This is a genomic window from Vibrio sp. MMH1-50 (assembly GCF_022347645.1).
In the GTDB taxonomy this organism is placed as follows: Bacteria; Pseudomonadota; Gammaproteobacteria; order Enterobacterales; family Vibrionaceae; genus Vibrio; species Vibrio harveyi.
This window is the reverse complement of record NZ_JAKRGG010000025.1, coordinates 47,673-72,772: the sequence shown is the minus strand read 5'-3', so window position 1 is coordinate 72,772 and position 25,100 is coordinate 47,673. Positions and strand designations below refer to the sequence as shown.

At 44.6% G+C, this 25,100-nt stretch carries 29 protein-coding genes; 15 read left to right on the top strand and 14 right to left on the bottom strand.

Translation table 11 applies throughout. The features are described 5' to 3' along the window. Positions 1-88 precede the first annotated feature (88 nt). The 12 genes from MHO32_RS17410 to MHO32_RS17355 all read right to left on the bottom strand — a co-directional run bounded on the left by MHO32_RS17410 (position 89) and on the right by MHO32_RS17355 (position 10,221). Positions 89-532, bottom strand: coding sequence for an AAA family ATPase (locus MHO32_RS17410; protein ID WP_239213221.1), 444 nt, complete (start codon positions 530-532; stop codon positions 89-91). A gap of 59 nt (positions 533-591) precedes the next feature. Next, complete coding sequence (locus MHO32_RS17405; RefSeq protein ID WP_017190310.1) at positions 592-825, bottom strand: hypothetical protein; 234 nt, start codon at positions 823-825, stop codon at positions 592-594. Positions 826-1,079: 254 nt separating this feature from the next. Further along, positions 1,080-1,496, bottom strand: a complete 417-nt coding sequence (locus tag MHO32_RS17400) for a lysozyme inhibitor LprI family protein (RefSeq protein ID WP_239213219.1) — start codon at positions 1,494-1,496, stop codon at positions 1,080-1,082. 87 nt (positions 1,497-1,583) lie between these two features. Further along, on the bottom strand, positions 1,584-2,351 hold the full coding sequence (gene btuD / locus MHO32_RS17395) for a vitamin B12 ABC transporter ATP-binding protein BtuD (protein ID WP_239213217.1): 768 nt from the start codon (positions 2,349-2,351) through the stop codon (positions 1,584-1,586). Beyond that, positions 2,338-3,333: a vitamin B12 ABC transporter permease BtuC gene (btuC, locus tag MHO32_RS17390; protein WP_009697375.1), complete on the bottom strand. Its 996-nt coding sequence runs from the start codon at positions 3,331-3,333 to the stop codon at positions 2,338-2,340. The genes btuD and btuC overlap by 14 nt, the downstream gene beginning before the upstream one ends. A 102-nt stretch (positions 3,334-3,435) precedes the next feature. Beyond that, positions 3,436-4,464 (bottom strand): succinylglutamate desuccinylase, encoded by a 1,029-nt coding sequence (locus MHO32_RS17385; RefSeq protein WP_239213215.1) that lies wholly within the window; start codon positions 4,462-4,464, stop codon positions 3,436-3,438. A gap of 238 nt (positions 4,465-4,702) precedes the next feature. Next, complete coding sequence (locus tag MHO32_RS17380) at positions 4,703-6,502, bottom strand: M3 family oligoendopeptidase (protein ID WP_239213213.1); 1,800 nt, start codon at positions 6,500-6,502, stop codon at positions 4,703-4,705. Positions 6,503-6,584: 82 nt separating this feature from the next. After that, the gene (cobC, locus tag MHO32_RS17375) at positions 6,585-7,199 is read right to left on the bottom strand and encodes an alpha-ribazole phosphatase family protein (RefSeq protein ID WP_239213211.1); all 615 of its coding nucleotides are present in this window, start codon (positions 7,197-7,199) and stop codon (positions 6,585-6,587) included. After that, positions 7,196-7,744 (bottom strand): bifunctional adenosylcobinamide kinase/adenosylcobinamide-phosphate guanylyltransferase, encoded by a 549-nt coding sequence (gene cobU, locus MHO32_RS17370; protein WP_239213209.1) that lies wholly within the window; start codon positions 7,742-7,744, stop codon positions 7,196-7,198. Before cobU ends, cobC begins: the two co-directional genes overlap by 4 nt. Beyond that, positions 7,741-8,547 carry an adenosylcobinamide-GDP ribazoletransferase gene (locus MHO32_RS17365; protein WP_239213198.1) on the bottom strand — a complete coding sequence of 269 codons (807 nt, stop codon included), beginning with the start codon at positions 8,545-8,547 and terminating at the stop codon, positions 7,741-7,743. The genes cobU and MHO32_RS17365 overlap by 4 nt, the downstream gene beginning before the upstream one ends. Beyond that, complete coding sequence (cobT, locus tag MHO32_RS17360; RefSeq protein ID WP_239213196.1) at positions 8,547-9,590, bottom strand: nicotinate-nucleotide--dimethylbenzimidazole phosphoribosyltransferase; 1,044 nt, start codon at positions 9,588-9,590, stop codon at positions 8,547-8,549. The genes MHO32_RS17365 and cobT overlap by 1 nt, the downstream gene beginning before the upstream one ends. 19 nt (positions 9,591-9,609) lie before the next feature. Beyond that, positions 9,610-10,221 (bottom strand): flavin reductase family protein, encoded by a 612-nt coding sequence (locus MHO32_RS17355; RefSeq protein ID WP_049535865.1) that lies wholly within the window; start codon positions 10,219-10,221, stop codon positions 9,610-9,612. A gap of 735 nt (positions 10,222-10,956) precedes the next feature. Here MHO32_RS17355 and MHO32_RS17350 point away from each other — a divergent pair. The 8 genes from MHO32_RS17350 (at position 10,957) to purT (ending at position 19,293) form a co-directional block, all read left to right on the top strand. Next, positions 10,957-11,652, top strand: a complete 696-nt coding sequence (locus MHO32_RS17350) for an NAD(P)H-binding protein (RefSeq protein ID WP_239213194.1) — start codon at positions 10,957-10,959, stop codon at positions 11,650-11,652. Between the two features lie 194 nt (positions 11,653-11,846). Continuing rightward, the gene (locus MHO32_RS17345; protein ID WP_029791108.1) at positions 11,847-13,220 is read left to right on the top strand and encodes an L-cystine transporter; all 1,374 of its coding nucleotides are present in this window, start codon (positions 11,847-11,849) and stop codon (positions 13,218-13,220) included. 221 nt (positions 13,221-13,441) lie between these two features. Beyond that, entirely contained in the window at positions 13,442-14,122 is a 681-nt protein-coding gene (locus MHO32_RS17340) for a DUF1826 domain-containing protein (RefSeq protein ID WP_239213192.1), read from the top strand. A gap of 161 nt (positions 14,123-14,283) precedes the next feature. Continuing rightward, positions 14,284-15,705, top strand: a complete 1,422-nt coding sequence (gene sbcB, locus MHO32_RS17335) for an exodeoxyribonuclease I (RefSeq protein WP_050939029.1) — start codon at positions 14,284-14,286, stop codon at positions 15,703-15,705. Positions 15,706-15,763: 58 nt separating this feature from the next. Then, positions 15,764-16,138, top strand: coding sequence for a CidA/LrgA family protein (locus MHO32_RS17330; RefSeq protein ID WP_005445537.1), 375 nt, complete (start codon positions 15,764-15,766; stop codon positions 16,136-16,138). Between the two features lies 1 nt (position 16,139). After that, on the top strand, positions 16,140-16,817 hold the full coding sequence (locus tag MHO32_RS17325; protein ID WP_009705896.1) for an LrgB family protein: 678 nt from the start codon (positions 16,140-16,142) through the stop codon (positions 16,815-16,817). A gap of 265 nt (positions 16,818-17,082) precedes the next feature. Next, on the top strand, positions 17,083-17,970 hold the full coding sequence (cdd, locus tag MHO32_RS17320; protein WP_069687232.1) for a cytidine deaminase: 888 nt from the start codon (positions 17,083-17,085) through the stop codon (positions 17,968-17,970). 147 nt (positions 17,971-18,117) lie between these two features. After that, the gene (purT, locus tag MHO32_RS17315; protein WP_239213190.1) at positions 18,118-19,293 is read left to right on the top strand and encodes a formate-dependent phosphoribosylglycinamide formyltransferase; all 1,176 of its coding nucleotides are present in this window, start codon (positions 18,118-18,120) and stop codon (positions 19,291-19,293) included. Positions 19,294-19,369: 76 nt separating this feature from the next. Here purT and MHO32_RS17310 read toward each other — a convergent pair whose 3' ends face one another. Next, positions 19,370-20,020 carry a thiopurine S-methyltransferase gene (locus tag MHO32_RS17310; RefSeq protein WP_239213188.1) on the bottom strand — a complete coding sequence of 217 codons (651 nt, stop codon included), beginning with the start codon at positions 20,018-20,020 and terminating at the stop codon, positions 19,370-19,372. Between the two features lie 336 nt (positions 20,021-20,356). Between MHO32_RS17310 and MHO32_RS17305 the strand changes: the two genes are divergently transcribed. Beyond that, positions 20,357-21,130: a phosphoribosylglycinamide formyltransferase gene (locus MHO32_RS17305; protein ID WP_239213186.1), complete on the top strand. Its 774-nt coding sequence runs from the start codon at positions 20,357-20,359 to the stop codon at positions 21,128-21,130. A 143-nt stretch (positions 21,131-21,273) separates the two neighbouring features. Here the strand turns inward: MHO32_RS17305 and ihfA are convergent, their stop codons facing one another. Beyond that, complete coding sequence (gene ihfA, locus MHO32_RS17300; RefSeq protein ID WP_005445544.1) at positions 21,274-21,570, bottom strand: integration host factor subunit alpha; 297 nt, start codon at positions 21,568-21,570, stop codon at positions 21,274-21,276. Positions 21,571-22,096: 526 nt separating this feature from the next. Here ihfA and MHO32_RS17295 point away from each other — a divergent pair. From MHO32_RS17295 to MHO32_RS17270, 6 genes are all read left to right on the top strand, one after another. Further along, complete coding sequence (locus tag MHO32_RS17295) at positions 22,097-22,975, top strand: AEC family transporter (protein WP_069687235.1); 879 nt, start codon at positions 22,097-22,099, stop codon at positions 22,973-22,975. Between the two features lie 182 nt (positions 22,976-23,157). Beyond that, positions 23,158-23,397 carry a hypothetical protein gene (locus MHO32_RS17290; protein WP_047517048.1) on the top strand — a complete coding sequence of 80 codons (240 nt, stop codon included), beginning with the start codon at positions 23,158-23,160 and terminating at the stop codon, positions 23,395-23,397. Between the two features lie 21 nt (positions 23,398-23,418). Further along, positions 23,419-23,841: a hypothetical protein gene (locus MHO32_RS17285; RefSeq protein ID WP_017817999.1), complete on the top strand. Its 423-nt coding sequence runs from the start codon at positions 23,419-23,421 to the stop codon at positions 23,839-23,841. Positions 23,842-23,993: 152 nt separating this feature from the next. Beyond that, entirely contained in the window at positions 23,994-24,254 is a 261-nt protein-coding gene (locus MHO32_RS17280) for a hypothetical protein (protein ID WP_005445548.1), read from the top strand. Beyond that, complete coding sequence (locus tag MHO32_RS17275; RefSeq protein WP_239213184.1) at positions 24,254-24,637, top strand: hypothetical protein; 384 nt, start codon at positions 24,254-24,256, stop codon at positions 24,635-24,637. Before MHO32_RS17280 ends, MHO32_RS17275 begins: the two co-directional genes overlap by 1 nt. Further along, positions 24,628-24,966: a hypothetical protein gene (locus MHO32_RS17270; RefSeq protein ID WP_029791121.1), complete on the top strand. Its 339-nt coding sequence runs from the start codon at positions 24,628-24,630 to the stop codon at positions 24,964-24,966. Before MHO32_RS17275 ends, MHO32_RS17270 begins: the two co-directional genes overlap by 10 nt. Positions 24,967-25,100: the final 134 nt, after the last annotated feature.

The following is a 25,100-nucleotide window of genomic DNA, read 5'->3' as shown; positions in this document are numbered from 1 at the left end:
TTTGGGAGCGTGTCATTGACCCGATTGCTGCGTCAAACAACTTGGAAAGAGCTGGCTATTACACTGCATTGTTTTCCTTGCTCTCGAATCAATGACAACGCTCTGAATCCTGCATCTTGAAGTCACTTGGGTATACTTGTTGCCAATTCGGTAGCTGCAGGTTCTCAACTTCATTCTTACGAGAATCAACACGTTGTTTATGCTCACTCTCATCCGAGCAACTTATCTCTATGTTAACAAAGTGAGCGGACATGCTTGTTGCCACTTGCTGCCATTCATGCCGTGTAAGCTCTATGGGGTTACAAGAGTCGGCGATACAACTCAACCCAAGTTCAAGGTTATCTCGGATGATCCGGTAACTTAGCCGATAACCCTCACCTTCAACCTTGAAATGACACAAATCACGTAGACCTTGCTCTATAGTGTCGACGCGTACATACATCGCGCCAACTCTTGCGGCTAATAGCTTTGCTAACGTCGACTTACCAGACGCAGGAAGACCAGAAAAAATGTACAAGGTAGGAATCGTCAAATGAACTCCTTCTCTATTAAATGCCATAAGCTTGAAATACATGATTCAAAAGAATGATGCTAAAGAACATCAAAGCGACATGCCAAACATTCGTCACCATCAATGTACTCTGCGAACCAATAATGCCCATCTTCCAATTCTCGATAATTGACCAAAGTATATGATTTGGCAAACCGATATTGCAATACAATGAGCTTATTGCATTTTGGCGGCCAACTCGTTGTTTCAACAATTAAATTGTTGTTTTTCAGCTCAGATTTAAGGATCTCAGTTAGAAGGAGACTTTGGAACATACTATCGGTCCTCAAAAGAAGTGCTAGCTCTCCAACAAGAGAAGAAACTTACAGCTAAATTTACCCGCAAAATGCCCTACGATCAGGCTCTGAATCACATTTGCCCTCTTTGGCATAAAACACTTCCCATTTACTGCCTGAGTGGGCTAAACAGTATCTCTCATCCGCCATACCGTTTAGCGTGATAGAAGCCGTGTTGAGGTTAAGTACGTTGACGCGTTTTAAAAAACGAAGCTATCCGCGTTTAAGTAACACTACTCAACATTTGGTTCGGGTAAAACCGGTGGCGTACTATCCATGTAGGTTAAGAAGTTTTGCCAAATTTCGTGAGTTCTTTGTTGAGTTAATTGAGTTTCGCAGGAAATAGCCATCACGCCACGAATTGTCCCTTCACGCCACTGCGTATATACCGAATCACAATGCGACGTCACATACGCTTGCCAATCTTTTTGTGCAACTTGAATCGCTTTAATCAGCTCAGGATCATAAGAATTATGTTCGAAACTCGTTTCCAAATACTTATTTAGTTGCTTTTGAGCAGCCTCTAACTCAATGGCTGCACACTGATTAATCTCTAGGGTACTGACCGCGTTATTACAATCTATCGCTTCTTCTTGAGCAAATGTCATAGATGACAAACTCGTTAGAGCCACAATCACGTATTTTTTCATTCCTTTCTCCAAAAAAGAGCTCAAGCCGACGCCATTTGGGGTCATGGTTAAACGTTAGTGTCTTGAAGCGTCGCTTTAATATACGCCTCAATCAAAAATCAAATAGGGTCTATCTTCCAATACGACTTTACGAACTTGAGTTTGGAAAACTTCTGCCAAGCCCTGTTCCGTGAGTACTTCATCGGCATGACCTAATGAATGCAATAGGCCGTTATTGAGCAGCAGTACCTTGTCAGCGTGCCTCAGCGTTCGGTTTAGATCATGGTTTGCGACCAACACCCCAATCCCCTGCGCAGCGACGGCATTAATGAGCTGATATAGCAGTCCTTCTTGGGCAATATCCAGCGGCGCTGCGGGTTCATCCAAAATCAATAGCTGAGAGTAAGGGTTAATTGTGCGCCACACTTGCAAACACACTCCGGCTAAACGGACACGCTGCCATTCACCGCCGGATAATGTCTGAATACTTCGATGAAGCTTGTCTTGCAGTTGTACTAGCTCAATAACAATATTAACGGCATCTCGTACTTTCGCGTCGCTGATATTGGCACCAGTTGGCAATGAAAGTGCTAAGTATTGAAAGACATCAACATTGAATGCAGGTCTTGATTGCTGACACAAATACCCACGGATATGCGCTTGTTCTGAAAGTGGCATTGTGAGCAGGTCGTTATTATCGACAAGTACTTCCCCACTCACGCCTTCACGCTGAGTTAAAGTGCCAGATATCGCGCCAAGTAATGTACTCTTTCCTGAGCCGTTTGGACCCACGACATGGACAACCTCACCCGGCTTACATTCAAAGGACAACGGTAGTAGCCGGCTTCCCACTGCGATGTGCTTAACGTGCATCATGACTTTTCACCAGCATCCAAATGAAGATAGGTGCACCGATAGAAGTGGTCATCACTCCAAGCGGCAACTCTGCAGAATCGAGCAACAAACGCGCGCCGATATCCGCAAACACCAATAAGGCTGCGCCAGATATTGCCGACAGAGGCAACAGGTAACGGTTTTCTGTACCAAACGCTAATCGAAGCAGATGCGGCACGACTAAGCCCACAAAGCTAATGATCCCGCCCAATGCAACAGAACCACCAACGAGAATGGAAATTGCCAAAATGAGCTTCCAGCGCATCTGATGAACATCAATACCTAGTTGAGTGGCATGGATTTCCCCTAGCATCAACTTATCAAGCGGTTTGCCCTTGCAACATAGCCAAATCAATACAGGCAGCATGACCAAGGTAACAGTATGCTGATACCAACTTGCCCCACCAATGCTGCCCATTAGCCAGTACATTAACTGACGTAGGCTTAAGTCATCGCTAAAGTAGAATGCCCACGTCACAATGGCGCTCGACAAAATACCCAGAGCTACGCCGACGAGCAGCAACCGTGCGGTAGTAAGATGCATTGCCCTAGCGATACCAACCAAAATAACAGTAAACAACATCGAACCGGCAATGGCAGCCAACATAAAGATCATTGGAGACGGTAAAACTGGCAAGGCAAACATGACGAGCACCATTGCCAAGCTCGCGCCCCCCGAGATCCCGAGAACGCCGGGTTCGGCTAATACGTTCCCGAGTAGAACTTGTAAGGTCGCACCAGAGACCGCCAATGCTGCCCCAATAATAGCGGCAGAAACCAAGCGTGGCAGGCGTAAATCCAACAAGAGTTTTTGTTCAAATGCAGAGAGAGACTGAAAAGGAGAAAGGAATACCTCTCCGACCATCAAGTGGATAGCAGAGAGCAGCACGAGAATCACTGACATAATCAAAAGATTGCGTTGCCAGCGTCGTTCCTTGTTCAGGATAAGTTGTTGAAAATCCATAGTAGCCGATAAATACAAACGAGGCTTAACCTTACAGTTAAGCCTCGGTAAATTGCAAATGTGTTCTCACGCTTTATTCGCCGAGATTAAAGCGATATAGCATTAATCGTAGACTAACTCGCCATCTTCGTAGCGCGTTTTCACTTCACACACCATTAATGCTGCGCGTTGACCAATCGCGACGTGGCGATTTGGGAAAACAACGGCTTCGTTATCGTTCTTCGCCATCAATGGTTTGTCACCATCGTGACCAAACACTTCGCCGTGAACGAATGAGGTAAAGTTCTCGACGTTGTCATCAAACATGAAATCGAAATCTTCGTGCAAACGCACAATCGTACGACTAACACGGTACTTGATACATGGCTTAGACAAATGCTCCGCTTTCGCCTCTGCAATTAGGTTACGCAGTGACAAATCGAACGCAGTCAGTTTGTCTAAGTCGTTTTCACCAATGCGAGCCACACGACCCAGTTCCATCGTCAAAGCTTGAGCGCCGTAGTTCTCTGCACTGAACCAGCTGAATGTGCTGGTTGGCGAGTTAGACAGTAGCACCGCTTCAATATGTGCACTGTCGAGAAAATCAATCAGAGCTTTGCTACGAACAGGATGACGCGTTTTCGGACTCACCGCAAAGGTGTAGTGCTTTGAATCACGGATCGCACAGTGCAAATCTAAGTGCCAGCGTGTTTCCGCTGCCGTATCTTGATAGAAATCTCTGACTAACAATTTGAGAGTATCAGCAATCGCAAGCTCTTTGGTTGGCTCGTGCTCTTTCTCATCAAACAGTCGATTAAGGTTTTCTTCTAAAAATCGCGTGTGCGCCAGAGTCGATTCTGGGTGAGCGATAATGAATAAGCATCGAGCCTCGACTTTCTGGAAGCCAGATTCGATGTCTTTGATAATTGAATCCACCAGCTCCATCGGTGCGGTTTCATCCCCGTGGACACCACAAGAGATGATGACGTTCTTGGTTTCCTGAGTGTATTCGTCAGGAATCACTTCTAGCACACCACGCTGATAGAGTTTAAGTGTTACACCATTAGACAGCACCTGCTCCGCTGGCGCGACATCAATATGAACATCTAACGTGTCAGTTAAAAACGATTGGCGAAAGAGAGACTTCGTCATGCGTTACTCCTTAATAGCACGGCGGGTATGTTAATAAATTGTACAAAGGATTTTTGTTGTTGCGATCCCACTTATGAGTAGAAGCCGCCAAATTTATTTAAAATCCCATACCTTTTCGCGCCATGCACTCAAATCAAGCATTGAGGCGTTTATTTTTTAAACAATTACAAAGTGTTAGGGCTGTGAACTTTACCACAGCCCTAAAGAAGATCATTATGATTTGATCAACTTTTAGCGTTTATTCACCACGTTGTGCGAGTAAACGTTCAAATTCGTCTACTTTGTCACGAACTAGCTCCACACTCTGCTGCCAGAATTCGGGTTGCGTCAGATCCATTGAAAGATGCTTCTCGACAACCTCTTCAGCCATCATGTTGCCAGTGTCACGTAATAGATCTACGTAATCGTCGTAGAAACGCTCCCCTTTAGCTTCACGTTGAGCGTAGATACCTTTACTGAACAAGAAACCGAACAGATATGGGTAGTTGTAGAAACTCACACCAGAAATTGAGAAGTGCAGTTTGCTCGCCCAGAAATAAGGGTCAGCCTCGCTCATCACATCGCCATACCAATCTTTCCACGTTTCTGACATCAGTTCACAGAAATCATCTGCTGTCAGTTCGCCCTCTTGGCGACGCTCGTAGAAAGCTTTTTCGAATTCGTAACGAACGGGAATATTGATCATCAGCGCCAACGCCGAAGAGAGCTCTTCCCACAACATTTCGAGCTTATCATCCACACTTTCTGCTTTTGAAATCAGATGATCGCGAACGATGTTTTCAGCGAAAATTGAAGCAGTTTCTGCCAACGTCATTGGGTAGTACGTTTGGCAAAGCGGCAAATCACGAATCACCCAGTTGTGGAAGGCATGACCAAGCTCGTGAGCAAGCGTCATTAGGTCTGAGCGGCTACCACTCCAAGTCATAAACACAAGCGGCGTACGCGTCGCCGGCAGCTTAGTACAGTATGCACCAAGGCGTTTATTGGCATTAGGCGCAGCATCAATCCAGCCGTTTTGTACCATCATGCGGACAAACTCGGACATGCCTGGATTCACGGTTTCGAACGCTTCACAAATGACGTCGATAGCTTCATCAAATGGATAAACTTTCGCTTCGCCACTCAAAGCAGGCATCGCAGCAAGATGATTCCATGGTTTCATCTCATCCAGACCGTGGACCTTCGCCATTAGCAAACCGGCTTTTTGACCAATCTCACGGCTGTCTTTAGCGACTTTCATCATGGCATCCAACGTTTCCGCTTTAATTCGGCTGCCATGTAAGCTTGGATCAAGGAAATGGACATCACGTTTGGTAGAACGCTTTTTATTCTCTGTTAAACGCCAACCTGAAAGCGCGTTAAGGATAGAAGCGAAAGATTCTTGATGTGTTGCCATCGCCTTTTGAACGCCACGCCACGCAGCTTCTTGGCGATCAAATTCAGAACCATAAAGAATGCTTGCTGCTTGCGAGAAGCCAAGCTCTTCACTTTCACCATCAGCGTAGTCAAGCTTCACTTTCAAAGAACCCGTGAGGTTGTTGTATAACTTACCCCACGCAGATTTTCCATCCACGCTCATTGCCGCTAATAGCTTTTCTTCTTCGGTGCTTAAACGTGTGTCAGCCAATTTGCGAGAGTTTAGGATTGAAAATGCCTGACCACTGATGTCTGGATTTTCATGATCCAAAACGCGAGTAATGAACTCTTCATCAGCGTGAGTCAATTTAAGCTCAAAGGCACTGTAAGCTTGAGAAAGCTCAGAGAAAATGCGTGTCATACGACCTAGCAGTGCTTTCGCCTCTGCATTTGTCGCATCCACTGACGCGTAACAGTTAGCGAAGTTCGCAATAGTGCCAGCCAAACGGCTTGCCGCCTCGCTGGTTAAGATTGCGTTTTGCATCACTTCAACAGAGTTACAATCGGCAGACTGTTTATTGAGTAGGTCAATGCATTGCTCTACAAGGGCAATGTCATCTTGAATTCGTGGGTCAGCGAGATCGTTATAAACGATGGATAAATCCCAGCTAGGAGCGGTCATTTATGGTTCCTTTTGATGTAATCGAGCCAGCCCTTTTCTCTCTTAAACTCGGTAGAGATCCAAGCGTTGGCTACTTCCGTGACTAATTTTCAAATAGTGGTACGCCTATCGAACGAACTGAGGCGTAAATCTGATCATCGATGGTAATTGTTATATGTGTTACTGACGCATTTCCTATCGCTAATGTCGAATACCATCGCGGATTGCGCCAATCTACACCCAATACATGGGCAAGAATCATTCTAATTACGCCACCATGCGTGACAATTAGCAAGTTGTCATTGATATCATTAATGATTTGAGACCAAGCACAAGTTACACGATGAGAGAAATCATCCAAGCTCTCAGCATTCGGCAAGGTGTGTAGTGCCGGTGCTTTCCAAAATGCATCGAGCTTATTCCAGTGCTCAGAAAGCATGTCAAATGGGATGCCGTCGAAATCACCAAAATCCAATTCTTGAAGTTGTGGTTCCACACTTAAAGGCAAAAGTTGCTGCTCAGCGAGTATCTCAGCAAGGTCGTGACAACGTGACAAGGGAGAACTGATGATCCCTTCTACTTCTCGACCCGTCTGTTGCCAGGCTTGCGCAATTTTGCGTTGCTCAGCTTCATCGACTTTTAAATCGGCTTGTCCGTGTAAACCTGGGGCAGCGTTCACTTTTCCGTGCCGCAGTAAATAGATATTCAGCGTTTTCATCTCTTCCCTTCCTGTGGTTTGAGCTCAAGTGGCAAACCCGCAGCGACAAACGTGACTCGCTCACACACGGTCGCCAGTTTTTGATTCATCCGTCCCGCATTATCAACAAAGTAACGACTAACGGCGCCGAGCGGCACAATGCCCATACCGACTTCGTTAGAGACAAAAATCAGCGTCGCGTCAGATTGCGCCGCCGCATTCACCAACAACTCAATTTGCTCCTCTAACCGCTCATTACAGCAGTCATCACCGAGTTCAAAGATCCAGTTGTTGAGCCAAAGCGTAAGGCAATCAACTAGCACGACATCTTGAGACGAAAAGTCACAAATGAACTCAGGCAAGTTAAGCGGACACTCATGCTCAATCCACCCGGTCCCTCGTTGCTGTTTGTGGTGAGCAATGCGTTGCTTCATTTCTTCATCAAAAGGCAATGCCGTCGCCACATAGTGAAGCGTTCCGTTTTTGTTTTGTGCCGACTGTTGCGCCCTGCTCTCTGCTAAGCTCGATTTTCCTGAGCGCGCACCACCTAGAATAAGTTGCTTCATAATGAATGACTAAATGCGATAAGAATGAGATAAACAAGCAATTCTGAAAGCTGCTGCGCGGCACCAAGGCAATCGCCAGTAAATCCGCCGATACGTTTGGTCAGCCAGCGTTTAAAGCCGACACGAAACAGTGCCAATACCAATACAATCACAGTAGCCTGAGTCACGCCCAATAACAACGCTACAACCCCACCAGTTAAGAGCAGTATCGCGACCTCTAAGCTCGATTGTTTATTCGCTAACGGTTTGCTTTTCGAGGTATCCGCGTCACTAACGTAGGGCATGTCATTTATGAGAGTGGCAGCCAACGCTCGGCTCACGGTATACGCCACGACGATCATCAGCCAAAACTGAGGCTCATTGGCTAACTCGCTCCAAAATACAAACTTCGCTAACAGCGCCATCACTAGCGTTGCCGCGCCGTACGTCCCGATGCGGCTGTCTTTCATGATGGTTAAGCGGCGCTCTAACGTCATGCCACCGCCAATGCCATCCGCCATATCCGTTAATCCGTCCTCATGAAAAGCGCCGGTAAGCAACAGGCTAAATGCCATGGTTAACACGATGGAAACTGAGTTTGGGAACAATAAACTTGCCAGTGAAAACACAGCTGCGCACAGTAGCCCAAGCAACACACCGACCAAAGCAAAGTATCGCCCTGCTTGGTTCATGCGCTTTTCACTGTAAGGTAAATCTGCGGGCACAGGTATACGGCTAAAAAAGCTTATTGCGAGTAAGAAAAGCTCACTTTGATAGCGCAAAGAACGAGTCTCTGAAATGTGGGTATTCTCAGAAGCAAACACTAAACCGTCACTCCCGCACTCTCAAAGCTCGCCATGTTGTTGTAAAACTGAGCCGCCGCTTTTACCAGTGGCAAAGCAAGCGCCGCTCCGGTTCCTTCACCTAAACGCAAACCAAGATCCAAGAGAGGCTCCGCTTGCAAACATTCCAGCACAAACTTGTGCCCATTCTCTTCTGAGTTATGAGCAAACAACATGTAATCTCGCGTCTCTTCATCTAATAGAGTCGCGACATAAGCGGCTACAGATACGATAAATCCATCGGCCAAGACTGGCGTTTTGTGGCGTTTCGCTTCTAAGAATGCGCCAACCATTTGCACGATTTCAAACCCACCGACTTGAGCCAACGCGCCTTTGGTATCAAGGTCACGACAGCGATTCACACCTTGCGCGACTAGCGTGATTTTGCGGTTTAGTTGCTCTTGAGTGATGCCCGTGCCATAGCCAACGCAATGGTCGACTTCCAATGGACTCAGCGCAGTTAACAATGCCGATGCCGAACTGGTATTGCCAATCCCCATTTCACCAAACATCAACAAGTTCGAGCCATTAAGAATCGCCTGCTGCGCGACTTTGGCACCATATTCCAAACCTAGCGCGACTTGTTCTAGTGACATCGCCGTTTGTTTAGCAAAGTTTGCCGTGCCATTTCCGAGACGTTTCTCAATCAAGTTGGGATGATTTTTAAAGTCAGGAATTAAGGTATCGATCGGTGACAACATGCCACAGTCAACAACCTTAAAGTCAATTTGGTTGAGATCGCAGAAACAATTAATAGCGGCGCCACCGGCGAGAAAATTCGCCACCATTTGTTGAGTCACAGCGCTGGGCGCAATACTCACCCCTTCTTCGGCGATGCCGTGATCACCAGCGAATACCAACATGGTTGGTTTGCGAATTTCTATTTTTTCAACCGCTTGAGGCTTATCTTGGCTTTGAATTAACGCCAGTTCTAGCGCAACTTTTTCGAGCAAACCAAGAGCGCCTAATGGTTTGGTTTTGTTATCAATGCGAGCTTGAATTTCTGAGGCAAAAGAGCGATCCATGATGATGATTCCTTATTCTTTATTTTGGACGAGCGACAGAAAAAGTTTTTTCTAACGTGGCGTATTCATTACCGCCTAACCGAGCTAATGGGTCGACAGCTAAGGCATCAACTTTTAAACGGTCACCCTCCATGGATATGACCCGCTCATCGACATAAATGTGTTCAATCTCTACAAAGATTAAACTTTGCGGCGTCTCCCCCATCTCTATCACTTCATGCAACTTACAGCCGAATGCAATTGGCGCGCCCTCTAAGCGTGGTAATTCGAAACCTTGGAAATCAACCGTCTCAAGTTGAGTCGTCTCCAGTTCAGATTCCCCATGTTCTAATGTGGCAGAAGATAAAGTGACTTTATCCGCGAGATCGCTGGGTGCAATATGGATAACCAACTTACCGGTTTCTAATGCATTTCGCGTGGTGTCTTTGATGTCACCATTGGGCTTTTTTCCCACAGAAATCATCAATAAAGGTGGACGGCTGGAGACCGCAGTAAAGTAGGAAAATGGCGCTAAGTTGAAGTTTTGCTCACCTGAGTCTGTGAGCACCCAAGCGATTGGGCGAGGAATGACAGTTTGAGTCATCAAATGGTACACCTGCGTTGGCGCAAGCGTACTGAGATCTATGTTCATACGACGTCCTTGGTCTTAGAAAACCGCGAGAGAAATGAGACTCCCGACAAATTGAGAGAACAAGTGTACCCCTCTCCCGTGCAATTTCATCTGATTTTCTCTTTTTGACAGCGCTTTTTGTCAATTCGACAGTCATATTGATAAAAATGTTATTTCAACCTACTCATTTAGCGATAGAAGAAAAACAAAGTCGAGCAATGAAGCCACATATGTAAACAAGATAACCTTTCTTTTAAGAGGTAAGACCGAGAGTCAGCCCACCTATCGAAACAGGTCTATATAACTGAATAATAAATAATTTTAATTTCCATTCGTCGATTTAAAATGATTTTTTGTTCCTTATAGGGTTGTTAGATTAGTTCCGATTTACCCACAACATTCCAATGTTGGCACGAGTGATGCTATTTAGATCTTGTCCCCGACAATAAAGAGTGAGAGATCATGTTTGCCAATCAAAGTCGTCGCCCTGCTAAGAAAGGCAAGCCCAACAAACAACGCCCATCGCGGCAAATCATACCCTTATCATTCTCCTAGGAAAAAAGACCCGTTCGTCCCGCGGGTCTTTTTATTTGCGGGTATTTTATTCGCTTAGCTTTCTATACCCAAGTAACCTCGAGATGCTAGGTTCACTGAGTTCGATTGATTAAGTGTCATACATTAGCTACCTGACTGCAGCTTCGTGGAAGAAATGCGCTACAATAGCCTAAGCACTTGTTCTTAAACAGGAAGGATACAATGGGCAACGATTCAAACGCATGTGTGATTATTGCAGGTGGTACAGGTCTTGTAGGGAAAGAAGTCATGGCTAAACTTGTCTCACAGCCTAGCATCGAAACGCTATATTCTCTCTCCCGTCGAGCGATCACCGGTATCGAGGATCCAAATAATAAAATTGTCCCATTGTTAGACGCAGCGCTCACAATCCACGATTGGGACGATCAGCAACCGATTCCACGCGTCGGTTTTATTTGTCTCGGCACCACATTAAAACAAGCTGGCAGCAAAGATGCTCTACGAAAAATCGACGTCGAATTGGTATGTAAAGTTGCTCAACAAATGAAGATGATCGGTGTAAAACGCATCGCTGTGGTTTCGAGTCTAGGCGCAAAAGCGTCTTCTTCATCCCATTATCTAGCTTGCAAAGGACATATGGAAAAAAATATCGAGAGGATGGGCTTTGAAGAAGTGGTGTTCGCAAGGCCCGGACCTCTGGTCGGACAGCGAGAAAATCCTCGTACGGATGAAAAGGTTGTTCAGACATTTTCTAAGGTAATTCGTCCGCTTATGCTTGGTAAATTGGCGAACTTTGTACCCGTTCATGCTCAAGACGTAGCCAAAGCGATGATTTATCAAGTTTTCAGCTATCAAGAAGAAAAAGTCATTTATTTGCATAGAAAGGATATGCTTGATCTCATTAGGCACTATGATTGAAAAATTTCGCCTAAATATTACGCTAAATCAGTCATCAACGAGAGTCGAGTCGCATTTTTATATTCATTTTAGATCTATCTAATACCTGTTTATCATTTTTAAAGTTATATCCCACTCGGTATCTTACCCAACCAGTATATAGCTCCGTATAAAATTTAATCAGCACTTCTTATGCCGATTACTAAGGTAAGATTATGAATTTCGCAGTGGTTGCTTCTCTGGCGGTGTTTATCGCCATATTAATGTTCCTTTTTAACCAACAACAAAAACAAAACACACTCTCGCGTTTGGTTTTAATTGGCTTGGTTACGGGCTCTCTTTTCGGTCTTGGACTGCAACTTATTCATGGCGAAGGCAGCGATGTCATTGGACAAACACTTGAATGGGTCGGCATAGTCGGCAGCGGTTATGTTGGTCTGCTTAAAATGGTGATTATGCCTTTGGTATTGATTTCCATGATTTCCGCCGTTGTAAAGCTAGAGAAAGGCGGTTCGCTGGGTAAGATCTCTGGTCTAACGATTTCTGTTTTGCTGGTAACAACAGCCATTGCTGCCATGATCGGTATTCTTGTTACGACTACATTTGGTTTGTCTGCCGCTGGATTAACTGAAGGTGCACGTGAAACAGCTCGTATTGCCGTATTAGAGAGTCGAGTAGGATCAGTAAGCGACCTAACGATTCCTCAGATGTTAGTAAGCTTTATTCCAACTAACCCGTTTGCCGATCTTACAGGGGCTCGTTCTACATCGATCATTGCTGTGGTTATCTTTGGTGTTTTAGTAGGTATCGCTGCACGTAAAGTGATGGCAGAAAAAGAAGAGTTGGAATCTCCAATTCGTACTTTTGTGGAAGCGGCACAATCCGTGGTTATGCGCCTGGTTAAGATGATCATGGCATTAACGCCTTATGGTATTGCTGCCCTTATGGCGAAAGTGGTCGCAACATCAAGTGCTGCCGACATTTTTAATTTGCTTGGCTTTATTGTTGCGTCTTACGTTGCAATTGCACTGATGTTCCTTGTTCATGGTCTACTTGTTTCTTTTGTCGGCGTTAGCCCTGCTGAGTACTTTAAAAAGATTTGGCCAGTACTGACATTTGCATTCACGTCACGCAGTTCAGCGGCAACGATTCCACTTAACGTTGAAGCACAAATCACCAAGCTAAACGTACCACCAGCAATTGCGAACTTGTCAGCGTCTTTCGGTGCCACTATCGGTCAGAACGGCTGTGCAGGTATCTACCCAGCAATGCTTGCGGTAATGGTAGCGCCAACAATGGGTATCGATCCTCTAGACATCAATTTTATTCTGTCACTGATTGCCATCATCACGATTAGCTCATTTGGTATTGCCGGTGTCGGCGGCGGCGCAACCTTTGCTGCCCTGATTGTACTGCCTGCGATGGGCTTGCCTGTGACAATCGCAGCGCTACTGATCTCTATCGAACCACTAATTGATATGGCGCGAACTGCACTTAATGTCTCTGGTGCAATGACTGCAGGTACTATTACCAGCCGATTGTTGAAATCCACCAACGACAATGGACAGTTAGAAGAACAAAAAGCGTAGCTGTTCTCGAAAAATAACTCTCAGTTTGAGCCGATGGTTTCTCCATCGGCTTTTTTGTATTTAAGCGCACCAAAGTGAAGAGTCATCCCCTTTCTATCTTCTCCTATTAATGCCTTACTCCCTACTCGCTAACTGTCTAAACTGATTTATTGAGCAGTATTGTTATGATATAACATTTCATAAGCATCAAAATGAACACAGATAACATCGGAGGTAATGTCATGAGTTCAACTTTAATCGAGTCCACTTCAACTGACGCTCTTGAGTGCACACTTCGAGCGCCATGTTTCAGTTCAGGCGAAGAGCCAACTGTGTTAGCGAACATCTATCAAGAAGACATCAATATCGCAGTCTGGCGGCGACAATTCGATCAACCGCTTGCCGATGCCACGAATCGGTTCATCACCTCCCACCCTAACTTCAATAAATCGCTGAATATATCTCCTGAAAATGCTTATGAAGTACTGCAATACGCAACCGATGGGCAGGCGCCCGATGTGTTGTTGAGAAATATCGTGGAGTTAGTCGACATGTTTTGCTATTTGTTTGAGTTAGAAGACGCAGGACTGCGCCTAGCGACACTCAATAGCGCGATGTGTCCCCGTTTTCACGTTGATCAAGTCCCCTGCCGCCTAGTCACTACCTACCAAGGCATTGCGACTCAATGGATTGCTAACGACGTACTTGATCGCTCAAAGCTCGGTCGTGGTAGTCATGGGCTTTCGGATGCAGAATCCGGCTTATACAGAGCAGAATCAGATATCAGGCACCTTTCTGTTGGTGACGTTGCACTGCTAAAAGGTGAGCGTTGGATCGGAAATGAAAACAAAGGGCTGGTTCATCGCTCGCCTAGTATCCAATCGAATCAAGCTCGTTTGTTGCTCACCCTTGATTTTGGCTAATAAAAATCAGCGATTGTCCAAGCATTAACCAAATAAAAAACTTCAAGCCGAAAGTGACACTTCGGCTTTTTCATTTTCACAACGTCACATTGCATCTTTCGTTGCGAGTCAAGGCGTTGAATGGTCTAATACTCCTATCGGTTCCGTAAACGGTAAGCAGAATGCACCAAGACAATCAGCCCACTTTTTTCTTTTTCGATTACGAGACTTGGGGAACAAGTCCAGCCAAAGACCGCCCAAGCCAGTTTGCTGGCATTCGCACTGATGAAAACTTCAATATCATTGGTGAACCTTTGGTGATGTACTGTCGTCCACCTGCTGATTACCTTCCTTCGCCAGAAGCAGCTTTGATCACTGGTATTACACCACAAAAAGCAATGCAAGAAGGCTTACCTGAACCTGAGTTTATCGCCAAAATTCATGCTGAATTGTCTAAACCAAAGACGACTAGCCTTGGCTACAACAGCATACGTTTTGATGATGAAGTCACTCGTTACACTTGCTACCGAAACTTCATCGACCCATACGCATGGAGCTGGCAAAACGGCAACTCACGATGGGATTTGCTTGACGTGATGCGCGCATGTCATGCCCTGCGTCCTGAAGGCGTAGAGTGGCCAGAGAACGATGAAGGCTTTACAAGCTTCAAGCTAGAACATTTATCCGTAGCGAATGGCATTGAACACAGCAATGCTCACGATGCGATGGCCGACGTGATTGCCACGATTGAAATGGCGAAGAAAGTTAAAGCCGCCCAACCTAAGCTATTTGACTACTTTTTCTCGATGCGTAACAAGCGCAAACTCAATGAGCTGGTTGATATTGTCAATATGACTCCGTTGATGCATGTATCAGGCATGCTTGGGCGTGAATGCCAATACACAAGCTGGATTGTGCCTGTGGCTTGGCACCCAACCAACAACAACGCTGTTATCACGATTGATTTAGCCAAAGATCCTCAGCCGATCCTTGAACTTTCAGCGGAAGAACTGAAAGAACGCTTGTACACCAAGCGTGACGAATTGGGCGACTTACTGCCTGTACCAGTGAAGCTAGTGCACCTGAACAAGTGCCCTATTCTCGCTCCAGCAAAAACGTTAACCGCGGAAAATGCGGAAGTCATTGGTATTGACCGCCAACAATGTTTAAACAATTTAGCGTTGTTGCGCCAACACCCAGAGATCCGAGAGAAGCTGATTAGTCTATTCTCTATAGAACGTGAATTCGAAAAGAGTAATGACGTTGATACGCAGCTTTACGATGGCTTTTTCTCGCCTGCTGATCGCGCTGCGATGGACATCATTCGTGAAACCGATCCGAATAACTTAGCCGCACTGGACATTGAATTCGATGATAAACGAATCAAGCCATTGCTTTTCCGTTACCGTGCTCGCCATTATGCAGGCACATTAGATGAACAAGAACAAAGACGCTGGGCACAACATTGTCGTGAAGTTTTCGAAAGTCAGATTGAAGAGTACATGATGAATTTGGAAAACTTAGTTCACGAACATGAAAGTGACGAAAAGAAGATAGCAATATTAAAATCCGTCTATCGTTATGTAGAGAGCCTAGCCTCCTAATTTCTTACCTTGTTCAAGCGCACCTTCGGGTGTGCTTGTTGTTTTATATGCTGTCAAAATGATAAAAGATCGATTACTACAGCTGATCCATTTGCTCATCTCCCTCGCACTCATCATGGGAGCACTTGGTATCGGCAACACCATTCAAAAATTCATTGGCATTTCTGTTCCAGGAAGTGTCATCGGCATGCTTGTGCTGTTTTTCTCAATGACCCTTGGCTTAGTCAAAGTGGAATGGGTTAAGCCAGGTGCAACCCTATTCATCCGCTATATGATCCTGCTATTCGTGCCTATCAGCGTGGGTCTGATGCAACACTTCGATATGCTACTGGCGAATGCACTGCCAATTATTGCGAGTGCCGTAGGCGGCTCACTGATCGTATTGGTCAGCTTAGCGTGGTTCTTAGATTACTTGCTGAAGGAGAAACACTAATATGTGGTTACTTGTCACTATTGTGGTTTTCCTTGCCGCTCGTCAAATCGCAATTAAGGTTAACAACCCAATCGCTAACCCGCTTTTAATCAGCATTGCAGTATTGATCCCTCTACTCACCTTTTTGAAAGTGCCGTTTGAAACCTACTACGCCGATAACGAGTATATTAGCTTCTTGCTTCAGCCCGCTGTTGTTGCGCTAGCGTATCCGCTCTATGAGCAACTACCTCAAATCAAAGCCAATTGGCGCATTATCGCACTGGCTTGCTCTTTGGGCAGCGTGATGTCGATGCTAACAGCGACACTGATTGCCGTTGCGTTCAAAGCAGACATCAGCCTGATTGCAAGCTTAGTGGGCAAATCGGTAACTACCCCTATCGCGATGGAAATCTCTAGTCACTTAGGTGGTGAAGCCGCTGTTGCCGCTATTTTAGTGCTTATTGTGGGTTTATTCGGGGCGATTTTAGCTTACCCAATCTTTAACCTTATCGGCATTAAGCACCCTATCGCTCGTGGCCTGACAATGGGTACTGTCTCTCACGCACTTGGGACAGCAACATGTGCTGAAAAACAGCCTGGTGATGCGGCTTTCTCATCTCTAGCTTTGGTGCTGTGTGGCATCATCACTTCTATTCTTGCACCAAGCTTCTTTGCTTTGGCTGTTTGGTTATACCAATAAAGACCTCAATGACCTGCTCTACTTTGCTTCCCGATAAAGTGAGCAGGCCATAATCTCATCCAGAAAATTCGCAGTATGAATATACGTTGATATAGTTATTAGTGGGACAGAGATAACGTTAAATCGTCGTGAAATCGAATACATGTGTGAGCTCACTCTAATTATGTAACGTAAATTATCATTGCACACATTAACGTGATCTAAAGCACAGAACATTTCCATCTTTCACATAGAATAACTGTCCATGCAATAACAAGGATTCAACATGAAAAGTCGCATTGAACAGGCGCTAGCAAGCGCTCCTGAAGCACTTTCAACACATCTTGCTCCTATCGTTCTCGCTGACGATTTTGATGCCACTATTTCTGAGCAACAGTTTGATGAGCTGCTGAACGCTACCAACCTTTCAGACAAAGAGCTTCGTGTTGCTCTACTTCCTTTTGCCGCAGCGTTTTCTTACGCTCCAATTTCTGAATTCTATGTCGGTGCGATTGTTCGCGGTCTATCTGGTCGCCTTTACTTCGGTGCGAACATGGAGTTTTTCGGCGTTCAACTGGGTCAAACCGTTCATGCAGAGCAGTGTGCGATCAGCCATGCTTGGATGAAAGGCGAACATGGTGTGAAAGATATCACCATTAACTACAGCCCTTGTGGTCACTGTCGTCAGTTCATGAATGAACTAACTACGGCGAAAGAATTAAAAATCCAATTGCCAGAGCGTGAAGAGAAATCGCTACACGACTATCTTCCTGAAGCATTCGGTCCTGCTGATCTTGGTATCCAGTCAGGTCTAATGGCAGAAGTGAAACACGAGTTTGCTTGCGATGACAACGACACTCTGATCCAAAAAGCAGTTACTGCTATGAACATCAGTCACGCTCCATACACTAACAACTTAAGTGGCATTGCTCTTGAGATGAATAGTGGTCGTGTATTCCAAGGTGCTTACGCAGAAAACGCAGCGTTCAACCCTAGCCTTCCGCCACTTCAGGTTGCCTTAATTCAAATCCTGATGGCAGGCGAGCAGTTTGAAGACATCAAAGCCGCAGCACTAGTTGAGAACTCACAGGGTAAGATCAGCCACCTAGCCGATACTCAATCAACACTAGAGGCACTGAACCCAGATATTCCAGTGAGTTTTGTTAACATTTAACTCACAATGCTCTTATGAGAGAGGCTCTGCATGACGCAGGGCCTTTTTTATTGTTTAAAATCACACGCAAACGTTTGCTTCATTCGCAAAAATCAGTATGATCCCCTGCAAATTCGCTTCCACCACTTTATTTTGTAAGGGAACACTATGTTTGGTACTGCTACTAGCACTCATGCTACCCGTGTATTACTTCTGGGCTCTGGCGAGCTTGGTAAAGAAGTAGCAATTGAATGTCAACGTCTTGGTTTAGAAGTGATCGCGTGTGACCGTTATGCTGACGCACCAGCAATGCAAGTGGCTCATCGCAGCTACGTCATCGATATGCTTGATGGCGAAGCATTAGAAGAAATCATCAAGAAAGAGCAACCTGCTTATGTGGTTCCGGAAATTGAAGCTATCGCAACAGACAAATTAGTTGAGCTAGAAGAAAAAGGCGTGAACGTCGTTCCGACAGCAAAAGCAACTAAGTTGACTATGAACCGCGAGGGCATCCGTCGTCTTGCAGCTGAAGAGCTAAGCTTAACGACTTCTCCTTATCAGTTTGCAGATAACTTTGATGACTTTAAAGCGGCAGTTGAGCACGTTGGTATCCCTTGTGTAGTAAAACCCGTGATGAGTTCGTCTGGTAAAGGACAAAGCGTCATCAAAACAGAACAAGATGTGCAAACAGCGTGGGAGTACGCGCAAGAAGGCGGTCGTACTGGTGCCGGTCGTGTGATCGTCGAAGGCTTTATTGACTTCGACTATGAAATTACGCTGCTGACAGTACGAGCGAAAGATGGCGTCCATTTCTGCGCACCAATTGGACATCGTCAAGAAGATGGAGACTACCGAGAGTCGTGGCAACCACAAGCAATGTCAGATACTGCGATTAAAGCAGCAGAAGACACAGCGGAGAAAGTCGTAAATGCGCTCGGTGGTTACGGCATCTTCGGTGTAGAGCTGTTCGTGAAAGGTGATAAAGTAATTTTCAACGAAGTTTCACCTCGTCCACACGACACTGGCATGGTAACTATGATTTCTCAGGAAATGTCTGAGTTTGCTCTGCATGTTCGTGCGTTCACTGGCATGCCAATCAACAGTATCATTCAATACGGCCCGTCCGCGTCAGCTGTCATCCTAGGGCAAGGTACATCAACAGATATTCGCTTTGATAATCTTGCCAATGCCCTGGCTCAACCACAAACTCAAGTTCGTTTGTTTGGTAAGCCTGAAATCGATGGTCGCCGTCGTTTAGGCGTTGTTCTAACGCGTCGTAAGACTATCGAAGATTCGATTGAAGATGCAGTGAGCAGCGCCTCTAAAGTGCAGATCGTTTACTGATTTCACTAGTTCGCTCCAAGAAACAAAAAGCGCAGCCCAATTGGCTGCGCTTTTTATTTGTATAAACTCGGTTACCCTATTCACTTTCAATTAAATACACTTCTTCAGAGAAGTGACTCAGACCCTTTTTGGCAATTTTAGGGTGATTATCATCGGCTTGATCTACGTTTAAGCATGTGATCTTATAACCGGAAAATAACTGTTCAAGCTCTTCTACAGGAACACTAAAAGGAGGTCCTGCCATCTCTTCTTGCGGGTAGTTCAACGTGACCAACAAGATACGACCGCCAGGATTCAGCAATTGCTTAACACGAGCAGCATATTCTGCTCGCATCTCTTTAGGAAGAGCCACTAACGCAGCGCGATCGTAAATGATATCGGCTTTAGATACTGGGGCGGTAAAGAAATCACCCGTATAAATCGACAGCTCATCAAACTGATATAACTCGTGCATACCATTAACAGGCGTTACCGTTGGTGTGTAAAAATGCTCAGCAAAAAACGCTCTTACCGCAATTTGGCTTAGCTCAACGCCCTGAACTTCGTCGTGTTTGGTCGCTAACCAAATCAAATCCTCTGACTTACCACACAGAGGCACCAAAACTTTATCATCACGCTTTGCAGCCGTATGTTGCCAAAATGCAGGCAATAGTGGGTTCACGTCTTCTAGATGAAAACCAATTTGGTTACTGGCCCATTTATTGTGCCAAAATTCTTGATCTCTCATGATTCTTCTACTTGTCGGCTGATAGTGGATTCGAGCTTTGCGCTTCACTTTTGTGGGCTAAGACTAATGATTTTTTCAAATTTGTCTATGCCGTTCATCTTTGGTTAATACTGCAATGTTAGTATGGCTAACGTTCAAGAAGGAACCCTTCCTTGTTCTGATGGTCAGAATAAAGGAAAGCAAAATGGTGATCTAGAACACGATTCCACCATAAGGTTGAAAATCAACCTTGGAATCTATCGTAGAGACCCCATTAACTAGGTAGTACCTGATTTGCGAATCTTAGTGACCTTTTCGTTACCCATTTTCTAAGTGCAAGCAAGTTAAGGAGAGTGAATGAGCTTACTTCTACGTACTACGGCATTGATGCTATTAGTACTAAGCCGTGCGCCGGCTTTCGCCGCACTTCCAAATGTCCCGAGTAACGAGCAAGACCGTTCTGCTAGCCAAAACGAAGTTTGCTCAAAATTGTTTAAACATAGCCTTAGTGGTTTGTATGGCATTCAGTCAATCGACTCCAAACCAGCACAGCCTTATTCAGATTTCGACGTACTTTACAGCAAAGCGCACCAAGCGCAGTTTGAGCTAGAAACCATCTGTAAGAGTACTGCCCTTCTCACTGACGCACAGCCTTATTTTGCTGGCGTTAAATCTCAGCACCGCGCCGAAGAGAAAATCGCCCACGAACTTGACGGTCAAGTAGAACGTATCACCGACTTAGCCCGTGCAACTATCGTTGCAAATGACGTAGCAAGCTTGGTGTCGGTATATGAAACGTTAGAGCGCGAAACAACCATTGTTAAAGTAAAAAACCGCTTTAAAAAACCAACGGCTTCTGGTTATCGTGATCTCAACTTGTTGGTCCGTTTACCAAAAACCAACCTAATTGCTGAAGTCCAATTGCATCTAAAAGCGATTGCTGATGTAAAAAGTGGTCCGGAGCATGATTTGTACGAGCAAATTCAGAAACTGGAACGTCAAGCTCTGGTTGAAGGTCGTAACCTAAATGATATCGAGATGGCATCAATTCGTAACATGCGTACTCTATCTAAAAACTTGTATCAAGAGGCTTGGCATCCTTACCTAACGACGCACCTAGAAGCAGCCTAAGCAAACAGTATTTTAGAAACTGATTCCCTGAATACTGAAAAACCACCGCAATTGCGGTGGTTTTTATTTGTTCTTTAGTCAGTAATGAAAGCCACAAACAAAAAGACCACGACAAAGCGTGGTCTCATTCCATGTTACATGGCTTACTGGTCGGTCTTTAGGTTCTCTACGCGAGCTTTCAACTTCTGACCCGGGCGGAACGTAACGACACGTCGAGCAGTAATAGGAATATCTTCGCCAGTTTTCGGGTTACGACCAGGTCGTTCATTCTTGTCACGAAGGTCAAAGTTACCAAAACCTGACAGTTTTACCTGTTCGCCACTTTCTAGTGCCTTACGAATCTCTTCAAAGAACACTTCCACCGTTTCCTTGGCGTCCCGTTTACTAAATCCCAATTTATCAAACAGGTTTTCTGCAAGTTCGGCTTTTGTGAGCGCCATAAAACTTTCCTCAAAGCTATGTTAAACAATGCTACCTTAGTGTAGCGCCAGAGCAGTTTTACCCTACCAATTCAACAACATATCGGGGTTACATCAGGAAGTGTATGCCAAGCTTATGATTTTCGCCAACTTTTTTCTTTGCTAATATACGGAATGTTGCACCACGCAGATAGTTTACCCACCACCATTTCCAGATTTTCCTTTAATTCCCTCTCCAATGGCAAAAATATCCAGTTCAAATTACTAGATTTGAAACTCAAAACAACATTAATCACTATTTAATAAAAATATCAGATACTGGCTACTTTACAAACAATTGACACAAAACTTCTTACCTTTTCAGTAAGTTGAGTACGTTTGAAAATAGATCTGGTCGGTCCTATTTAGCAGACTTGTTATTCAGATATAGCGTGACACTAGGAGCATGAAAGCTTGAACAGCGACAAAATTCTATTGATTGCTCCATGACGGTTAACTGAAAGGTTGTTACTGTTTATCCCTGTTTTCACCACGCGAAAGAGCCGCCATGTTGCACCAAGTCATCAGTATCTTATTTCCCGTCTTTGTCTTGGTTTGCGTAGGTTACTTAGTTAGTCGATGCCTCAAGCCCGATTTTCGCCCAATCAATCGCATCAATATGGATGTGTTTACTCCGGCACTGGTATTTTCTTCTCTTGTCGGTATGCCACTAAGCATGGTGCAAGTCCCCTTGCTACTAGCCGCGCTTATTGCTGTCGTAGTACCTGGCATTGTGATGGTTCCCATCGCGAAGTTTTGCGGATTATCATTCAAAGCATGGGCTCCACCACACATGTTTCGAAACAGCGGTAACTTAGCGATACCGCTGTTTACTTACACCTTCGGGGAAATCGCCCTTCCCTCCGCAGTATTGCTTTTTGTCGTTTCAGCATGCCTACATATAAGCCTTGGCGTCATGCTACTGAGTAATGGCAATCCGCTTAAACAAATCGTCAAAATGCCGATCTTCTTATCCGCTTTGCTCGCGTTGCTTATCAACATTTCTGGTATTGGTATTTGGTCTCCTCTTTTTGAAGCGACCACATTACTTGGGCAAGCCGCCGTCCCAGTTATGTTGTTATCATTGGGAGCACAAATGTGCCATTTAAGATGGGATGGTCTTCGAGTGGGTCTTTGGTGCACACTTCAATCACTCGGTACCGGAGCACTCGCCTTTGCCTTAATCTATACCTTGATACCATTGCCAATCATGCAATTACAGATGATGGTGTTGTTTACCATGTTGCCACCAGCTGTAATGAACTACTTGTTTGCTGAACGACTCAATATCGAACCTCTGAACGTTGCTTCTATGGTCTTGTTTGGCAACTTTTTAAGCATTATTACTCTACCGCTGCTACTAACGTTTGCTTTATCACTTGCTTGAACCATGCCTCCACATAATCCATCAACATCAAGCAACGTTTAACAAATCACAACGTAACGCTTCAAATTTGAAATCTAATTTTTAACAATAAATTCACCTTATCTAGCCTTTATACCTCGCTTTTTGAGTGTTTTATCTATTAGCCTGAACCCTCCGCAAATTTACAAAGGAGTTGTAATTTTATGGATAAGACATGCCGTGTGATTTTTCTCGGTGGAGCTCATCACTTAGAGGAAATCACAACAACACTCAACACAATCAAATTTACACCAACAGTGTGCTTTGGCGATGACGAATACGTTCTACTCCCAAAAGGAGTTGGTAATTCACCTAGATACTTCGTTTATGTGCACTCCACTTTGACAGATGAAGAACAAAATGAACTGATTCAATTAATCGAAATTCCGATGAAAAATAAATAGAGGCTTAATGGAGGACAGATAATGTACGAAGTTATTTTTATTGGCGGTGAGAGCCATGGTGAAAATATTTCCCTCAACTCTCTACCCTTAACGGTAGATAAAAATGGAGAAAAATATTCTTTATTTGGCTTAACAGACCCTAACTATGACAAACCTTACAAAATATACTGTACGAAGTATTCAATCGCAGAACGGTATATCCCTCAAATTGTTAAAGTCGAATTTATTGGTGGTCATTGGGATCGAGAATTTGAACACAGAATTCTGGGGTGGATACCTACAAGGGTGAACCGAACTCGTGAGGTCCTCGATAATCTAATAACCAATTCCTATGAATTAGTCACTCAGTTTTCCGACGGGAAGACCGTCCACGCATACGCCTCTGAAGATGTTCCAGAAGTATTTTTAAATGAAAGAATGCAAGCATTGCTCAAAGGAGATTGAAGCAAACTTTATCGCTGACATTGTTTATTTAACAAATTCGCAATCTAAATTTTACAGCTAAATTAACCATGTCTCTTTTTTGAGTCTCGCTTTTTGAGCAATTTATCGATTAGCCTAAAATCTCTCAACACTTGCAACGGAGTTGTAATTATATGGATAAAGAGTGCCTTGTAATTTTTCTAGGTGGCTATGAACACTTAGCAAAAGTTGTAACTACGCTTGATGCCATCAAATTCTCTTCAACAATAAAATTTGGCAATGATGAATATACCCTCATGCCAAATGGATATGGAAATACACCTCGAATCTTCTTTTATGTACACACTGAACTGAGTGAAGACATCATTAGAGAAATGAAAAATATGGTGAAACTTTCTATTGATAAAAAATGGTTTGAAATTGGTGGTGAATAATGGCGTTAGAAGTATTTATTGATATTTGCGGAGTCTCAGCAACAACACGAGAGATAGACAGGGAATGGGTAACCGGACTCGTTAACAGAGCAAAAGACCGCAAATCTAAGGTATGGGTGTCTGTGATTGTCCGAGATTTGAAGCAAGATATTAACATTCGGCTTGCATGCGGTAGTGCACCAAGAATAGCAACAACCACAAACAGCCCAAGACGAAAGCCGCTAACCCAGCTCGAAAGAAAGCTGACGGATCTCTGGTCTATGTTCCGGTGCGAAGGTGGGAACGTTAACGTTCAGGGCGTATGTGATTTTATCCGCTACCTCGAAGGGTGTCAGAGACGTGAGAGTGATGAAAAGCTAAAAAAGGATAAGCAGTGGCATTAATTATTTCCATTGATTGCTGTGGAGTAGTCATTGATTCATTAGAGAGCAACTCGAAAACCATAAACGCTATTGTGACGAAAGCTCAAGAACAAGGACAAAAAGTGTGGCTACGTATATGCCTAAAAGATGTATCGCAGAACATCGATATTGAACTTTGCTGTGGAGAACCGCCGTCTAACTCTGTGCCACCAGCAGCTAAAAGGGGCTCACTCATAGAGAAGAATATTAAAAAACTTTGGTTAGAACTTGGTTGCGCGGGTGAACAAGTGAATGCACAGAAGATCTCTGCATTTTTACTGTATTTTCAAAGCTATATTAATCAGTCCTAGAGAGTAGAACCTGCAATCACGAACTACCTATCAAGTTAACGTTTAAGAAAGGCGCTGGTGTTCTTCAGTTATCGATTAAGCTGTGGCACTGCGCTTTTAAACAGATGACCTAGAGAAACCTTTTAATGGTAGAG

Excerpts from the sequence above, each read along its gene's own strand:
- MHO32_RS17405 (WP_017190310.1), bottom strand. The coding sequence starts at position 825 with ATGTTCCAAAGTCTCCTTCTAACTGAGATCCTTAAATCTGAGCTGAAA.
- MHO32_RS17400 (WP_239213219.1), bottom strand. The coding sequence starts at position 1,496 with ATGAAAAAATACGTGATTGTGGCTCTAACGAGTTTGTCATCTATGACA.
- btuD (WP_239213217.1), bottom strand. The coding sequence starts at position 2,351 with ATGATGCACGTTAAGCACATCGCAGTGGGAAGCCGGCTACTACCGTTG.
- btuC (WP_009697375.1), bottom strand. The coding sequence starts at position 3,333 with ATGGATTTTCAACAACTTATCCTGAACAAGGAACGACGCTGGCAACGC.
- MHO32_RS17385 (WP_239213215.1), bottom strand. The coding sequence starts at position 4,464 with ATGACGAAGTCTCTCTTTCGCCAATCGTTTTTAACTGACACGTTAGAT.
- MHO32_RS17380 (WP_239213213.1), bottom strand. The coding sequence starts at position 6,502 with ATGACCGCTCCTAGCTGGGATTTATCCATCGTTTATAACGATCTCGCT.
- cobC (WP_239213211.1), bottom strand. The coding sequence starts at position 7,199 with ATGAAAACGCTGAATATCTATTTACTGCGGCACGGAAAAGTGAACGCT.
- cobU (WP_239213209.1), bottom strand. The coding sequence starts at position 7,744 with ATGAAGCAACTTATTCTAGGTGGTGCGCGCTCAGGAAAATCGAGCTTA.
- cobT (WP_239213196.1), bottom strand. The coding sequence starts at position 9,590 with ATGGATCGCTCTTTTGCCTCAGAAATTCAAGCTCGCATTGATAACAAA.
- MHO32_RS17355 (WP_049535865.1), bottom strand. The coding sequence starts at position 10,221 with ATGAACATAGATCTCAGTACGCTTGCGCCAACGCAGGTGTACCATTTG.
- MHO32_RS17350 (WP_239213194.1), top strand. The coding sequence starts at position 10,957 with ATGGGCAACGATTCAAACGCATGTGTGATTATTGCAGGTGGTACAGGT.
- MHO32_RS17345 (WP_029791108.1), top strand. The coding sequence starts at position 11,847 with ATGAATTTCGCAGTGGTTGCTTCTCTGGCGGTGTTTATCGCCATATTA.
- MHO32_RS17340 (WP_239213192.1), top strand. The coding sequence starts at position 13,442 with ATGAGTTCAACTTTAATCGAGTCCACTTCAACTGACGCTCTTGAGTGC.
- sbcB (WP_050939029.1), top strand. The coding sequence starts at position 14,284 with ATGCACCAAGACAATCAGCCCACTTTTTTCTTTTTCGATTACGAGACT.
- MHO32_RS17330 (WP_005445537.1), top strand. The coding sequence starts at position 15,764 with ATGATAAAAGATCGATTACTACAGCTGATCCATTTGCTCATCTCCCTC.
- MHO32_RS17325 (WP_009705896.1), top strand. The coding sequence starts at position 16,140 with ATGTGGTTACTTGTCACTATTGTGGTTTTCCTTGCCGCTCGTCAAATC.
- cdd (WP_069687232.1), top strand. The coding sequence starts at position 17,083 with ATGAAAAGTCGCATTGAACAGGCGCTAGCAAGCGCTCCTGAAGCACTT.
- purT (WP_239213190.1), top strand. The coding sequence starts at position 18,118 with ATGTTTGGTACTGCTACTAGCACTCATGCTACCCGTGTATTACTTCTG.
- MHO32_RS17310 (WP_239213188.1), bottom strand. The coding sequence starts at position 20,020 with ATGAGAGATCAAGAATTTTGGCACAATAAATGGGCCAGTAACCAAATT.
- MHO32_RS17305 (WP_239213186.1), top strand. The coding sequence starts at position 20,357 with ATGAGCTTACTTCTACGTACTACGGCATTGATGCTATTAGTACTAAGC.
- ihfA (WP_005445544.1), bottom strand. The coding sequence starts at position 21,570 with ATGGCGCTCACAAAAGCCGAACTTGCAGAAAACCTGTTTGATAAATTG.
- MHO32_RS17295 (WP_069687235.1), top strand. The coding sequence starts at position 22,097 with ATGTTGCACCAAGTCATCAGTATCTTATTTCCCGTCTTTGTCTTGGTT.
- MHO32_RS17290 (WP_047517048.1), top strand. The coding sequence starts at position 23,158 with ATGGATAAGACATGCCGTGTGATTTTTCTCGGTGGAGCTCATCACTTA.
- MHO32_RS17285 (WP_017817999.1), top strand. The coding sequence starts at position 23,419 with ATGTACGAAGTTATTTTTATTGGCGGTGAGAGCCATGGTGAAAATATT.
- MHO32_RS17280 (WP_005445548.1), top strand. The coding sequence starts at position 23,994 with ATGGATAAAGAGTGCCTTGTAATTTTTCTAGGTGGCTATGAACACTTA.
- MHO32_RS17275 (WP_239213184.1), top strand. The coding sequence starts at position 24,254 with ATGGCGTTAGAAGTATTTATTGATATTTGCGGAGTCTCAGCAACAACA.